Below are 12,575 nucleotides of genomic sequence, written 5' to 3'. Positions count from 1 at the left end.
GACGCGATTCGTCCCCGGCCCTTAGAATGCAGCGATGACTATCGACTCACGCTCCCTGCTGGAGCGCTACCAGCCGTATCGCCGTTTCTTCGAGACCGGCTTCTGGATCTTCAACTACCTCCTGCAGGCCACGACCAATTCGGTCATCGTGCTGCTGGATGTCGAGCGCGTGCACCTGGACTTCGCCCCATGGGAGCCGATCGTCTGGGAGTGGTCGAGCAACCTGGTCCTGCTGGCCCTGGTGCCGGCGGTGATCGCCTTCGAACGGCGCTTCCCGCTCTACCTGAACCAGTTGCGCCGGCATCTGCCCTGGCATGTGCTCGGTTCGGTCGTCTTCAGTCTGGTGCACGTGCTGGCGATGGTCGGTCTGCGCCATCTGGCGTATGCCTGGTACGGCGAGAGCTACGACTTCGGCTCCTGGCCGCGCGAGCTGGCCTACGAATACCTCAAGGACTGGCAGACCTACGGCACCATCCTGCTGATCGTCGCCGTGTACCACCTCGTGCTGTTGCGGATGCAGGGCGAAGCACGTCTGCTCGATGCGCCCGACGAGGGGCCGGCGGTGGAGCCGGTCGAGCGGCCGGAGCGGTTCCTGGTGCGCAAGCTGGGCAAGGAATTCCTGGTTGCCGCCAACGATATCGAGCTCCTGCAAGCCTCGGGAAACTACGTGAACCTGCGCGTGCGTGGCCGCGAGTATCCGCTACGCGCGACCATGGCCGGCATCGAACCGCGCCTGGATCCGGCGCGGTTCGTGCGTGTGCACCGCAGCTACATGGTCAATCTCGATTGCGTGGCCGAGATCGAGCCGCTGGAGACGGGCGATGCCCGTCTGGTCATGCGCGATGGCACCAAGGTGCCGTGCAGTCGGCGCTACCGGTCCGCGCTCAAGCGGTGAACCGCGGTGGCTAGGCTTGATCGTGGAAGTAGGCGACGACCTCGCCGCTGAGCTTGATCGTCATCGCATTGCCGCGGCGATCGAGCGCCTTGCCGGCGGCGACGCGGATCCAGCCTTCGCTGATGCAGTACTCCTCGACATTCGTCCGCTCCTCGCCCTTGAAGCGCACGCCGACGCCGCGATCGAGAATGGCGGCGTTGTGGAAGGGGCTGCGCGGATTCATCGCAAGGCGGTCGGGCGGGGTGTCGGTCATGGTCAAGTCTCGGAAGGAATCGGAAAGAGGGTCGGCGCCCGCACCAAGCTGGGGCGGGCAGGCCGGCATTTTCGCCTGATTTCGCGCGCGGCGGATATGCTGTCGGCCCCGCCGTCCACGATTCGGTCCCCATGCCTTATTGCCCCATCGTCGCCACGCTCGGCTACGTGCTGTCGCCCGATCGCGAACGCGTCCTGCTGATCCATCGCAATGCGCGCCCGGACGATCACCATCTCGACAAGTACAACGGACTGGGCGGCAAGGTCGAACGCGACGAGGACGTCATGGCTGGGATGCGTCGGGAAATCCGCGAGGAATCCGGCCTGATCTGCGAGGACATGGTGCTGCGCGGAACGATCAGCTGGCCGGGCTTCGGCAAGAACGGCGAAGACTGGCTGGGCTTCATTTTCCGCATCGACCGCTTCGTCGGCGACGCGTTCCGGCGCAACGAAGAGGGCACGCTGGAGTGGATCGAGATCGCGCGGGTGCCCGAGCTCAATCTGTGGGAAGGCGACCGGCAGTTCCTGCCGCTGGTGTTCGACGATGATCCGCGCCCGTTCCATGGCGTGATGCCGTACGAGAACGGTCGCATGCGCAGCTGGCAGTTTTCGCGCTGAGTCCAAGCGACGATTGTGCATCATGTTGAGTATCAACAATATAATGTAATCAATTGATTAATAATATATTTATTGCGCGCTCTTTCGTGCGGTCCGCGCGCGCGTGCCTCGATTTTCGCTTTCCGTACGGTACCTCCCGACCCTAGAATCCTGCTGCGTCGTCGTTCATTGGCCCGACTGCGCTTCGGGCCGAGCGATGAACTGCTCATCTCACTCAAAGGGGCACAGGCATGGCCGCAGCAACGCTTCCGACTTCCATCCGACTTCGTCCGCAGACTCTGGCCCTGGCCATCGCCCTGGCGATGCCGGCGACCTGTGCTTTCGCCCAGGAAACGACCGAGGCCGCCAAGGAAAAAGACCCCACGACCCTGGGCACGATCGAAGTGAGCGCCGAGCGCCGCATCGAGAATATCCAGAAGGTGCCCGTGTCGATCACCGTGGTCAGCGGCGAGAAGCTGGACGTGATCAAGTCCGGTGGCGAAGACGTGCGTTTCCTGTCCGGCCGCCTGCCCAGCCTGAACATCGAATCCTCGTTCGGTCGCGCGTTCCCGCGCTTCTACATCCGCGGCCTGGGCAATACCGATTTCGATCTCAATGCCTCGCAGCCGGTGTCGCTGGTGTACGACGACGTCGTGCAGGAGAACCCGATCCTCAAGGGCTTCCCGGTGTTCGACGTCGATCAGGTCGAACTGTTGCGTGGTCCGCAGGGCACCTTGTTCGGCCGCAACTCGCCGGCCGGCGTAGTGAAGTTCGAGTCGGTGCGCCCCAGTCAGGAATTCGGTGGCTACGGCCGCATTTCCTACGGCAGCTACGGCACGACCAATATTGAGGGCGCCGTCGGTGGCGCGTTCTCGCCAACGGTGTCGGCGCGGTTCTCGGGTCTGTACCAGCGGCGGGGCAACTGGGTCGACAACACCTTCACCGGCGAGAACGACGCGCTGGAGGGCTACAAGGAATACGCCGCGCGCTTCCAGCTGCTGATCGCACCGAGCGACGGTTTCGAAGCCCTGCTCAATGTGCACAAGCGCCATCTCAACGGCACCGCCCGGCTGTTCCGCGCCAACATCATCCGGCCTGGCACCAATGATCTGGTCGCGGGTTTCGAGCGTGACCAGGTCTCCATCGATGGCCAGAATTTCCAGAACCTCGACCAGATCGGCGGCAATGCGCGCCTGACCTGGAATTTCGGCAAGGTCAGCCTGTTCTCGATCACCGGCTATGAAAGCGTGGACACGCTGAGTCGCGGCGACATCGATGGCGGCTATCGCGCGGTGTTCGCGCCCCCGTCGGGACCGGGCTTCATTCCGTTCACGGCCGAATCCGCCGACGGTCTGCCGTCGCACCGCCAGTTCACCCAGGAATTCCGCCTGCAGTCGAACGACTGGGGACGGTTCGACTGGCAGGGCGGCCTGTACTACTTCGATGAAGACTTCACTGTCGACAGTCTCAACTACGACACGCTGGCCGGCGGCAGCCTCAACGGCTTCGCGCAGCAGCGCCAGTCGACCAAGGCCTGGGCGATCTACCTGTCCGGCGACTACGACGTCAACGATGCGCTCAAGCTGCGCGGCGGCATCCGTTACACCAAGGACGAGAAGGACTTCACCGCCGACCGCCTGATCGCGCCGCCATTCTCGCCGGTGTTCATCGGTCGCCTGGCCACGCAGACCAGCGACTCGGATGTGAGCTGGGACATCAGCGCGACCTGGGCGGTCAACGACCGCACCAATTTCTATGCGCGCCTGGCCAACGGTTTCCGCGCACCGAGCATCCAGGGTCGCCTGCTGTTCGGCGACACGATCTCGACGGCCGATTCGGAGACCGTGCTGTCCCGCGAACTCGGCATCAAGACCGACTTCTGGGACAACCGTGCGCGCGTCTCGCTGGGCGTGTTCGACTACACCGTCAACAACCAGCAGCTCACCGCGGTCGGTGGCGGCGCCAACTTCAATCGCCTCATCAACGCCCGTCGCGTCGAAGGTCATGGCTACGAGCTCGATTTCGAGGCCTACCTGACGCCCGACCTGCTCGTGACCTTCGGTGCCAGCCTCAACGACACCAAGATCAAGGACCCGACGCTCGCCGTGCAGGGCTGTGGCGGCGGTTGCACCGTGGTCGATCCGGCCGGTGCCGTGCCGGGCACGTACTCGATCGACGGCAATCGTCTGCCGCAGGCGCCCAAGCACATCTACAACCTGACCGCGCGTTACGGCATTCCGATGGGCGACGGCGAGCTGTATTTCTATACCGACTGGGCGTATCGCGGCGAAGTCGAGTTTTTCCTGTACGACTCGATCGAGTTCACCGGCAAGCCGCTAGTCGAAGGCGGTCTGCGCATCGGCTACAACTGGGCGGATGGTCGCCAGGAAGTCGCGATTTACGGCCGCAACATTAACAACCGTGAAACTGTGGTCGGCGGCATCGACTTCAACAACCTGACGGGCTTTGTGAACGAGCCGCGCATCGTCGGTCTGGAGTACAAGACCTCGTTCTGAGTTTCGCGGGGCCGTCCGGCTGTCTGCCTTGGGGCAGGGCCGGCCGGTCTGGCGTCCAGACCGGCACCGTACGGGGTGGAAGGGCTGTTCAGGTAGCCGCTGAACCCCCATTTAGCTTTGGCTCGCTTTCCCCGTGGAATGCGTGTATGGTGCGCCCACTGTGTTTGCCAGGGTCACAGTGAATCGTGGCCCGGTGCGGTAGATCCAACGATCCGCTACATCGCTTAGCCCGCTTGCTCCCTGCAACTACAGTCTCGATTCCGGATGTTCCGGGTCTTGATAATTCAATGTTTCAAGGAGTTTCAAATGTCGGATCGTCAGAGTGGTACCGTGAAGTGGTTCAATGACGCCAAGGGCTTCGGCTTCATCACCCCGGAAAGCGGTGAGGACCTCTTCGTTCACTTCCGTTCTATCCAGGGCAGCGGCTTCAAGTCGCTCCAGGAAGGCCAGAAGGTCACCTTCACCGTCGTGAAGGGCCAGAAGGGTCTGCAGGCTGACGCGGTTCAGATCGTCTAAGCCAGTCGCACTCGCGAATTGAAAGCCCCGGTCGGCAACGACCGGGGCTTTTTCTTTGCGCGCTGTTCGCCGGTGCCGCCCTTGGGCTACGCTCGGATGTCAGCCGGGGAGGGCGATGATGCGCAGCGGATGGTGGAAATCGCTTTACCTGCAGGTGCTGGTCGCGATCGCGATCGGCATCGTGCTCGGCGTCGTCGACCCCAAGCTCGGCGAGCAGCTCGAACCCCTGGGCAAGGCCTTCATCGCCCTCGTGAAGATGGTCATCGGCCCGGTGATCTTCCTCACCGTCGTGGTCGGCATGGCCAAGATGGGCGACCTCAAGCACGTCGGCCGCATCGGCGTGAAGGCGCTGATCTACTTCGAGATCATGACCACGCTCGCCCTGGCCCTGGGTCTGGTTGTGGTGAATCTGGTGCGGCCCGGCGACGGCATGCATGTCAATCCGCACACGATCGACGCGACCAAGCTCGCCGACTACCAGCACAAGGCGGCCGAGAGCGGTGTCGTGCCTTTCCTGATGGACATCATTCCGCACAGCTTCGTGTCCGCGTTCACCGACGGCAATCTGCTGCAGGTGCTGCTCGTGGCGCTGTTGTTCGGCATCGCGCTCACCCAGAGCGGCCAGGTCGGGCGCAAGGTGCTCGACGGGCTCGACCAGCTCGGCACGGTGTTCTTCGGCGTCGTGCACCTGATCATGCGTTTCGCGCCGATCGGTGCCTTCGGCGCGATGGCGTTCACCGTCGGCAAGTACGGCATCGGCACCCTGGTGTCGCTGGGCTGGCTGCTGCTGGCTGTGTATGCGACCTGTGCGCTGTTCGTGTTCGTGGTGCTGGCCGCCGTCGCGCACCTGTCGGGGTTTTCGCTGTGGAAATTCCTGCGCTACATCCGCGCGGAACTGCTGCTGGTGCTGGGCACGTCCTCGTCGGAATCGGCCTTGCCGCGCATGATCGAGCGGCTCGAAGAGCTGGGCTGCGACCGCGCCGCCGTCGGCCTGATCGTTCCGACCGGCTATTCGTTCAATCTCGACGGCACCTGCATCTATCTGACCATGGCGGCGGTGTTCATCGCCCAGGCGACTGACGTTCCGCTGGGCCTGTCGGACCAGTTGCTGTTGCTGGGTGTGTTGCTGCTGACCTCCAAGGGTGCCGCGGGCGTGACCGGCTCGGGCTTTATCACCTTGGCCGCGACATTGACGGCCCTGCATGGCAAGGTGCCCGTCGAAGGCGTCGCCCTGATCCTGGGTGTGGACCGCTTCATGTCCGAGGCGCGCGCGATCACCAATGTCATCGGCAACGGCGTCGCCACGCTGGTGGTGTCGAAGTGGGAAGGCATGCGCGACGACGCGAAAATGCGCGTGGCGCTCGATGCCGGCCCGACCGCCGCCTGACGCCGCGTCACTGACCGCTTAACGGAGTCGATATGCGCCTTGCCCAAGCCGTCCTGGTCATCGTCGACATCAGCGGGTATACCGATTTCATCGTCAAGCGCGAGGTGAGCCTGCTGCATGCCGAGCAGATCATCAGCGAACTGCTCGAGGCGATGATCGATCGTGCCGAGCATCCGCTGGTGCTAAACAAGCTCGAGGGTGATGCGGCCTTCCTGTATCGCGAGATCGACGGCGAGCCACGACCGGTCGTGCACGACGTGCTCGCCCAGTTGCATGTGCTGTTCGAAGCCTTTGCTGTCTGCCTGGGTCGCATCGAGGTCGCCCGGTCGAACTGCGACTGCAGCGCCTGCGCGAACGTCGGCGGTCTGCGGCTGAAAGCGTTCGTGCATGCCGGCGAAATCGCCATCAAGCAGGTCCGGCAATTCGAGGAACTCGCCGGCGAGCCGGTAATCCTGGTGCATCGCCTGATGAAGAACCACGTCTCCGGCCGCGAATACGTGCTGCTGACCGATCAGATCGTTCGCGCCTGGCCCGACGCACGGATGGTGGGTGCGGAGCACGGAGAAATCTTCGAGGGCGTGGGCGAGCTCGTTCTGCGCGTGCTGGCGCCGACCGAATTGCCGGTACGCGCGGATCCGCCGTTTCCGGGCTGAGCCGGCGCGGCCCCTCGCGGGGCTTTCTTTCGCTCCGGTTTCGCCGGAACATGGGCCGGTCGCCTGGACCCCGGAGCCCGTCATGACCACCGCCTACGAATTCACCGCCAAGACCATCGATGGCGACGAGCAGTCGCTCGCCGACTACAAGGGCAAGGCCATGCTCGTCGTGAACACCGCCTCCAAGTGTGGTTTCACCCCGCAGTACACCGGCCTGGAAAAACTCTGGCAGAAATATCAGGACCAGGGGCTGGTCGTGCTCGGTTTCCCCTGCGATCAGTTCGGTCATCAGGAGCCGGGCGACGAGGAAGAGATCAAGACCTTCTGTTCGCTGACGTATGACGTGAGCTTTCCGCTCTACGCGAAAGTCGACGTCAATGGCGCGGGCGCGCATCCTTTGTGGAAATGGCTCAAGAAAGAGAAGCCGGGCCTGATGGGCATCGAAGGCATCAAGTGGAATTTCTCGAAATTCCTGATCGACAAGCATGGCAAGGTCATCAAGCGCTACGCGCCGACCGACACGCCCGAGAAGATCGAGAAGGATCTCGCCGCGGTGCTTTGATTCCGCGACGGATTATTTTTCGACGAAAGCCCGTTCGAACACGTAATGCCCCGGCGTGCCGATGCGCGGCGCGGCAGTGAAGCCACGTTCGTCGAGGATGCGGCGGAAATCGGCGAGCATTTGCGGCCCGCCGCAGATCATGGCGCGATCCGTTTCGGGATTCAGCGGCGGCAGACCGAGGTCGCTGGCCATGCGGCCACTATCCATCAGATCGGTGAGGCGGCCCTGGTGTGCATGTGCTTCGCGGCTGACAGCCGGGTAGTAGTGCAGCTTGCGGGCGATTTCCTCGCCGAGGAATTCGTGGTGCGGCAGTTCGTTGCGGAAGTAGTCCGCATACGCCAGATCTTTCGCGCTACGCACGCCGTGCGTGAGCACGACATGCTCGAAGCGCTCGTAGGTTTCCGGGTCCTTGATCACGCTCAGGAACGGCGCCAGGCCAGTGCCTGTCGCGAGCAGGTACAGCGTGCGGCCAGGCAACAGGTCGCTGATGAGCAGGGTGCCGGTGGGCTTGCGGCTCAGTAGGACAGTGTCACCGGGCCGGATGTGCTGCAGGCGCGAGGTCAGCGGACCGTTCGGGACCTTGATCGAGAAAAACTCCAGCTGTTCTTCCCAGTTCGCGCTCGCGATCGAGTACGCGCGCATCAGCGGCTTGCGCGACCCGTCGGCCTGCTCGACTTCGAGGCCGATCATGACGAACTGGCCGTTCTCGAAACGGAAGCCGTCGTCGCGCGTGGTGGTGAAACTGAAGTAGTCCTCGGTCCAGTGGCGGACATCGAGCACGGTTTCGGTGATGAAGGCAGCGGACATGGAGGATTTCAGGAAGACGGACGCGGACAGCATCCCGGCCGCCATTGTCTCATTCGCGAGCGGCCTCGCGAAGCCGTCGCGACGATCCGGAGCTCAGTTTTCGCACCGCGGCGGCTGGGGCTGGCGGGGAGCGGCCGATATACTGTGCGCATGAGCCAGACCGACGACGCCCCCGAGTCGCCCTATCGCCTGCACTTCGAGCAGCGCCCGAATTATCTGTATGCCGTCGTCTCCGGTCCCGAGGATTCGCTCGAGATTACGCTGGCGTATTGGCGCGAGATCGCCGTCGAATGCCTCACGCGACGCGCGACGCGGGTGCTCGTCGTCGACGAGCTCGGTGGCACGCCGATGCCGCCCGAGCAGATCGCCGAGCTGGTGAAGAACATGCAGGGCTCGGGCATGGAGTCGGTGCAGGTCGCCTTCGTCGAGCCGGTGATGGCGCATGTGCCGCTGATGGAGCATGGCGAGATTTTCGCGATGGAGAGCGGCTTCAATGCCCGCGTATTCAGCAGCGTGAACGAGGCCGAGCGCTGGCTGCGCTTCGGCGGAAACTGAGGGGTCGGACCGGGCGGCGGCCTGGTTTATAATGGCCGCTGGGCTGCGGCCCACCACGTTTTCTCTCTTACTTATCCGCCAAGGACCCCCCATGCAGATCGCCGAGCGCACCGTCGCGTCGTTCCATTACACCCTCACCAATGACGCGGGCGAGGTGGTCGATTCCTCCGCAGGTCGTTCGCCGCTGACCTACCTGCATGGCGCGGGCAACATCGTGCCGGGCCTGGAAAAGGAAATGGCCGGTCGCCAGGTCGGCGATACCTTCAATGTCGTCGTCGCGCCGGAAGACGGTTACGGCCAGCCTAATCCGATGCTGATCAATGTCGTGCCGCGCGCCGCGTTCCAGGGCGTCGACACGCTGGAAGTCGGCATGGAATTCCAGGCGCAGACGCCGCAGGGCCCGCTGTCGGTATCGATCGCCAAGATCGAGGGCGACGATGTCACCGTCGACGGCAACCATCCGCTCGCCGGCCAGACCCTGCATTTCGCCATCGAAGTGACCGAAGTGCGTGACGCCAGCCTGGAAGAGCTGACCCATGGCCATGCGCACGGCGCCGGCGGCCATCACCACTAAGCCGTCACCGGGCGGCGGCCCCTGTGGCTGCCGCCGGTATCCGATGCCTCGCGCCGGAAAATGACAGAATCGCCCCCGGGGAAGGTTCCTGGGGGGATTCCATGAGCGAGACCATGCGCGCGTGGCAAGCGACGGCCTATGGGCCGACCAAAGACGCGCTGAGCCTGGCAACGATTCCCCGTCCGGTCCCCGGGCCCGGTGAGCTGCGCTTGCGCGTGCAGGCCGCCAGCCTCAATCCCATCGACTACAAACTCGTGCACGGCGCCCTGCGTCGTGTTCAGCCGCTGTCGTTCCCGGTGAGCATCGGCTTCGATGCCAGCGGCATTGTCGATGCCGTCGGCGCCGGCGTCACGGCGTTCCGTGTCGGCGATCCGGTGTTCGTGCGCGCGAGTCGCGACACGCTCGGTGCGTTCGCCGAATACAGCGTGCAACCCGAACGATTCGTTGCTCACCGGCCGGCGAATATCGACGCGATCGGTGCGGCGTCCTTGCCCCTGGTCGCCTTGACGACCGTGCAGGGCTTGGTCGACCGCGCGCAGGTGCACGCGGGCGAACGGATCCTGATCCACGCCGGTTCCGGCGGCCTGGGCAGTTTTGCGATCCAGTATGCCAAGGCGCTCGGCATGATCGTCGAGACCACGACCAGTTCGCGCAATGCCGAGTGGGTACAGGCCTTGGGGGCCGATCGCGTGATCTGCTACGACCGCGACGACCTGCGTGCGCGCGGCGCGATCTACGACGTGGTGTTCGACACGCTCGGCGGCGCGCACACGCTGGAGGCCTTCGAGCTGCTCAAGTCCGGGGGCGCCGTCGTCAGCGTCGCCGGTCCGCCGGATCGCGAGATGGCGGCGCGCTTTGCCGGCAGCTTCGTGGTGAAGCTGGCGATGCGCTGGATGGCGCGCAAGGTCTATGCCGCGGCGAACCGCAAGCAAGCGCGCTATTTTCGCTATCTCACCGAATCGAGCGGTGCGCAGCTGGCGCATATCGCGGCCATGGTCGAACTCGGTACGGTGCATCCCGTCGTCGATCGCGTCTTCGATTTCGAACAGGGCCTTGCGGCGTTCGATTATCTCGAAGCCGGACGCGCGAAAGGCAAGGTCGTGCTCAAGATGCGAGGTTGAAACGGTCTCGGCCTAGGCCAGGGCCTCGACCCACACCGGCAAGCCGTTGAGCGCCGCATTGCCTGAGGGGCCGTCGAGCGCTTCGGGATCGCTGAGGTCGTTGTAGCTTTCGCCGGCCAGTTGCGAGGCGCGCTGCAGTCGGCTGTCGGCCGCGCGATGGCCGAAGCCGTGTGGCAGGCAGACGACGCCCGGCATCATGTCGGCATTGACTTCGATCTCGGTCACGACCTCGCCGATGCGCGAGCGCACGCGCACACGCGCACCGTCGTCGAGCCGGCGTTCGCGGGCATCGTCGGGATGGATGAACAGCTGATGCCGCGCTTTTCCCTTCACCAGGCGCGGCGCGTTGTGCATCCAGGAATTGTTGCTGCGGATATCGCGACGGCCAATCAGTTGCAGCGTGTTCGTCTGCGCTGATGTTGCTTGCTCCGCGCCGAATTCGGCGAGCGCCTGCAGAAACAGGGCAGGTGCGCACTCGATGCATCCGCTGGCGGTTTCAAGACGCGTCAGCAGCGTGGGACGCAAGGGGCCCAGATCCAGCCCATGCGGCGCATTCTCCAGATCCTCGATGCTCAGGCCGCTGTCGCCGCGGGCCAGCCCGGCCGCGATCATCGCGCGCGGCGGCGGCAGCGAACGCCAGGGCTTGCCGCTCGCAGCGGCATATGCGGTGCCGAGGCCGTCGACGATCTCCCAGTCGCCGCGTTCGTTCTCCTCGCGTTCGCGCACCGGCACGCTCAGGCGCGCGACCCGGCGCACGGCGAAGCTGTTGAAGATCAGATCGTAGTGGTGCTGGGTCAGCGGCGAGGCCGGCGGCAGGATCAGGTCCGCATGGCGCGTGGTCTCGTTGATGTACACGTCGATCGCGACATAGAACTCGAGCCCGGCGATCGCGCGCGCGAGTTCGCGGCCGTTCGGGGTCGACAGCACCGGATTGCCGGCGCAGGTCAGCAGGGCGCGCACCTGGCCTTCGCCAGGCGTCAGCATTTCTTCGGCGAGCACCGCGACCGGCAGTTCGCCGGCGAATTCAGGCAAGCCGCGCACGCGGCTGCGCCAGCGATCGCGCTGGCCGGGCGAGGTGCCGGGTCCGGTCACCGGTATCGCGGCGTCGTTGGGCAGGGCGCCGCCTTCGCGATCGAGGTTGCCGCTGATGAGGTTCACCAACTGCAGCAGCCACTGGCACAGACTGCCATGCGCCTGCGTGCTCAGACCCATGCGTCCGTACGCAACAGCACGCTGAGCGGCGAGGAAATCGCGGGCGATGCGCGCGATGTCGGCGCGTGCGATGCCGGTCCGTTGTTCGACCGCCTGCGTATCGACGGCGCGAATCGCTGCGAGTGCCTCGTCGAGACCGGCCAGCTTGTCGCCATACGCGTCGACGCGTGGCGCCGTCTGCGCCAGCATCTCCTGCAGCAAGGCGACCAGGAACCACGCGTCGCTGCCGGGCCGGATGAAATGGTGTTCGCTCGCGATCTCGGCGGTATCGGTGCGGCGCGGATCGATGACCACCAGTTTGCCGCGCGCCGTCAGCGCCTTGAGTCGTTTGGCGATGCCCGGCGCGGTCATCAGGCTGCCGTTGGACGCGACCGGATTGGCGCCGAGCATCAGGAAATAGTCCGTGCGGTCGACATCGGGAATCGGCATCAGGAACTGGTGGCCGAACATCTGCGCCGCCACCAGCTGGTGCGGCCACTGGTCCACCGACGAGGCACTGTAGGAATTGGGGCTGCGCAGGGCCTTGAGCAGGGCAGGCAGATACGCGATATGTCCGAAGTGGTGCACGTTCGGATTGCCCAGATAGGTCGCGACCGACGCCGGTCCATGGGCCTGCTGGATCTGTGCCAGGCGGCGACCGGCGAGTTCGAAAGCTTCGTCCCAGCCGATGGCCTGCCACTGATCGCCGATCCGGCGCATCGGTTGCCGCAGGCGATCGGGGTCGGTTTCCAGGTCGAGGATCGCATTGCCTTTCGGACAGATGTGACCGTGGCTGAACGGGTCGGCCTCGTCGCCGCGAATGGCGGTCAGGCGTCCTTCCTCGTACTGCAGATCGAGCCCGCAGATGGCTTCGCACAAGGGGCAGGCGCGGTAGCGGGAAGTGCGGGACATAAGACGGCCTCGGCAGCGACTGCCTTTGAGTCTAGGC

General features: G+C 64.6%; 13 protein-coding genes. 10 read left to right on the top strand and 3 right to left on the bottom strand.

All coding sequences use genetic code 11. The annotated features are described in order from the left end of the window. Nucleotides 1-34 precede the first annotated feature (34 nt). On the top strand, nucleotides 35-895 hold the full coding sequence (locus G467_RS0111670; protein ID WP_022969919.1) for a LytTR family DNA-binding domain-containing protein: 861 nt from the start codon (nucleotides 35-37) through the stop codon (nucleotides 893-895). 10 nt (nucleotides 896-905) lie between these two features. On the opposite strand, the gene G467_RS0111665 is transcribed toward G467_RS0111670, so the two are convergent. Further along, a complete protein-coding gene (locus tag G467_RS0111665; RefSeq protein WP_022969918.1) occupies nucleotides 906-1,148 on the bottom strand; it encodes a DUF3297 family protein in 243 nt (80 codons plus the stop codon). Nucleotides 1,149-1,279: 131 nt separating this feature from the next. Between G467_RS0111665 and G467_RS0111660 the strand changes: the two genes are divergently transcribed. From G467_RS0111660 to G467_RS0111635, 6 genes are all read left to right on the top strand, one after another. After that, on the top strand, nucleotides 1,280-1,765 hold the full coding sequence (locus tag G467_RS0111660) for an NUDIX hydrolase (RefSeq protein ID WP_022969917.1): 486 nt from the start codon (nucleotides 1,280-1,282) through the stop codon (nucleotides 1,763-1,765). 230 nt (nucleotides 1,766-1,995) lie between these two features. Beyond that, nucleotides 1,996-4,260 (top strand): TonB-dependent receptor, encoded by a 2,265-nt coding sequence (locus tag G467_RS0111655; protein ID WP_022969916.1) that lies wholly within the window; start codon nucleotides 1,996-1,998, stop codon nucleotides 4,258-4,260. A gap of 306 nt (nucleotides 4,261-4,566) precedes the next feature. Beyond that, nucleotides 4,567-4,776 carry a cold-shock protein gene (locus tag G467_RS0111650; RefSeq protein ID WP_026802623.1) on the top strand — a complete coding sequence of 70 codons (210 nt, stop codon included), beginning with the start codon at nucleotides 4,567-4,569 and terminating at the stop codon, nucleotides 4,774-4,776. Between the two features lie 118 nt (nucleotides 4,777-4,894). Then, nucleotides 4,895-6,163: a C4-dicarboxylate transporter DctA gene (gene dctA / locus G467_RS0111645; RefSeq protein ID WP_026802622.1), complete on the top strand. Its 1,269-nt coding sequence runs from the start codon at nucleotides 4,895-4,897 to the stop codon at nucleotides 6,161-6,163. Nucleotides 6,164-6,195: 32 nt separating this feature from the next. Further along, entirely contained in the window at nucleotides 6,196-6,816 is a 621-nt protein-coding gene (locus G467_RS16560; RefSeq protein WP_022969914.1) for a DUF2652 domain-containing protein, read from the top strand. Between the two features lie 82 nt (nucleotides 6,817-6,898). Further along, on the top strand, nucleotides 6,899-7,378 hold the full coding sequence (locus tag G467_RS0111635) for a glutathione peroxidase (protein WP_022969913.1): 480 nt from the start codon (nucleotides 6,899-6,901) through the stop codon (nucleotides 7,376-7,378). A gap of 12 nt (nucleotides 7,379-7,390) precedes the next feature. Here G467_RS0111635 and G467_RS0111630 read toward each other — a convergent pair whose 3' ends face one another. Next, a complete protein-coding gene (locus G467_RS0111630) occupies nucleotides 7,391-8,185 on the bottom strand; it encodes a ferredoxin--NADP reductase (RefSeq protein WP_026802621.1) in 795 nt (264 codons plus the stop codon). Between the two features lie 150 nt (nucleotides 8,186-8,335). Here G467_RS0111630 and G467_RS0111625 point away from each other — a divergent pair, with 150 nt between their 5' ends. The 3 genes from G467_RS0111625 (at nucleotide 8,336) to G467_RS0111615 (ending at nucleotide 10,435) form a co-directional block, all read left to right on the top strand. Next, on the top strand, nucleotides 8,336-8,740 hold the full coding sequence (locus tag G467_RS0111625) for a hypothetical protein (protein ID WP_022969911.1): 405 nt from the start codon (nucleotides 8,336-8,338) through the stop codon (nucleotides 8,738-8,740). Between the two features lie 91 nt (nucleotides 8,741-8,831). Beyond that, a complete protein-coding gene (locus G467_RS0111620) occupies nucleotides 8,832-9,314 on the top strand; it encodes an FKBP-type peptidyl-prolyl cis-trans isomerase (RefSeq protein ID WP_022969910.1) in 483 nt (160 codons plus the stop codon). 101 nt (nucleotides 9,315-9,415) lie between these two features. After that, nucleotides 9,416-10,435: an NADP-dependent oxidoreductase gene (locus G467_RS0111615; RefSeq protein WP_022969909.1), complete on the top strand. Its 1,020-nt coding sequence runs from the start codon at nucleotides 9,416-9,418 to the stop codon at nucleotides 10,433-10,435. Nucleotides 10,436-10,447: 12 nt separating this feature from the next. On the opposite strand, the gene G467_RS0111610 is transcribed toward G467_RS0111615, so the two are convergent. Beyond that, entirely contained in the window at nucleotides 10,448-12,538 is a 2,091-nt protein-coding gene (locus tag G467_RS0111610) for a molybdopterin-dependent oxidoreductase (RefSeq protein ID WP_022969908.1), read from the bottom strand. Between the last annotated feature and the right edge of the window lie 37 nt (nucleotides 12,539-12,575).

Origin of the sequence: Arenimonas oryziterrae DSM 21050 = YC6267 (assembly GCF_000420545.1) — a bacterium.
In the GTDB taxonomy this organism is placed as follows: Bacteria; Pseudomonadota; Gammaproteobacteria; order Xanthomonadales; family Xanthomonadaceae; genus Arenimonas; species Arenimonas oryziterrae.
Note: the sequence above shows the minus strand (reverse complement) of the source record. Positions and strands in the feature narration are given on the sequence as shown.

Excerpts from the sequence above, each read along its gene's own strand:
- G467_RS0111660 (WP_022969917.1), top strand. The coding sequence starts at position 1,280 with ATGCCTTATTGCCCCATCGTCGCCACGCTCGGCTACGTGCTGTCGCCC.
- G467_RS0111620 (WP_022969910.1), top strand. The coding sequence starts at position 8,832 with ATGCAGATCGCCGAGCGCACCGTCGCGTCGTTCCATTACACCCTCACC.
- G467_RS0111615 (WP_022969909.1), top strand. The coding sequence starts at position 9,416 with ATGAGCGAGACCATGCGCGCGTGGCAAGCGACGGCCTATGGGCCGACC.
- G467_RS16560 (WP_022969914.1), top strand. The coding sequence starts at position 6,196 with ATGCGCCTTGCCCAAGCCGTCCTGGTCATCGTCGACATCAGCGGGTAT.
- G467_RS0111665 (WP_022969918.1), bottom strand. The coding sequence starts at position 1,148 with ATGACCGACACCCCGCCCGACCGCCTTGCGATGAATCCGCGCAGCCCC.
- G467_RS0111635 (WP_022969913.1), top strand. The coding sequence starts at position 6,899 with ATGACCACCGCCTACGAATTCACCGCCAAGACCATCGATGGCGACGAG.
- G467_RS0111625 (WP_022969911.1), top strand. The coding sequence starts at position 8,336 with ATGAGCCAGACCGACGACGCCCCCGAGTCGCCCTATCGCCTGCACTTC.
- dctA (WP_026802622.1), top strand. The coding sequence starts at position 4,895 with ATGCGCAGCGGATGGTGGAAATCGCTTTACCTGCAGGTGCTGGTCGCG.
- G467_RS0111655 (WP_022969916.1), top strand. The coding sequence starts at position 1,996 with ATGGCCGCAGCAACGCTTCCGACTTCCATCCGACTTCGTCCGCAGACT.
- G467_RS0111610 (WP_022969908.1), bottom strand. The coding sequence starts at position 12,538 with ATGTCCCGCACTTCCCGCTACCGCGCCTGCCCCTTGTGCGAAGCCATC.
- G467_RS0111650 (WP_026802623.1), top strand. The coding sequence starts at position 4,567 with ATGTCGGATCGTCAGAGTGGTACCGTGAAGTGGTTCAATGACGCCAAG.
- G467_RS0111630 (WP_026802621.1), bottom strand. The coding sequence starts at position 8,185 with ATGTCCGCTGCCTTCATCACCGAAACCGTGCTCGATGTCCGCCACTGG.
- G467_RS0111670 (WP_022969919.1), top strand. The coding sequence starts at position 35 with ATGACTATCGACTCACGCTCCCTGCTGGAGCGCTACCAGCCGTATCGC.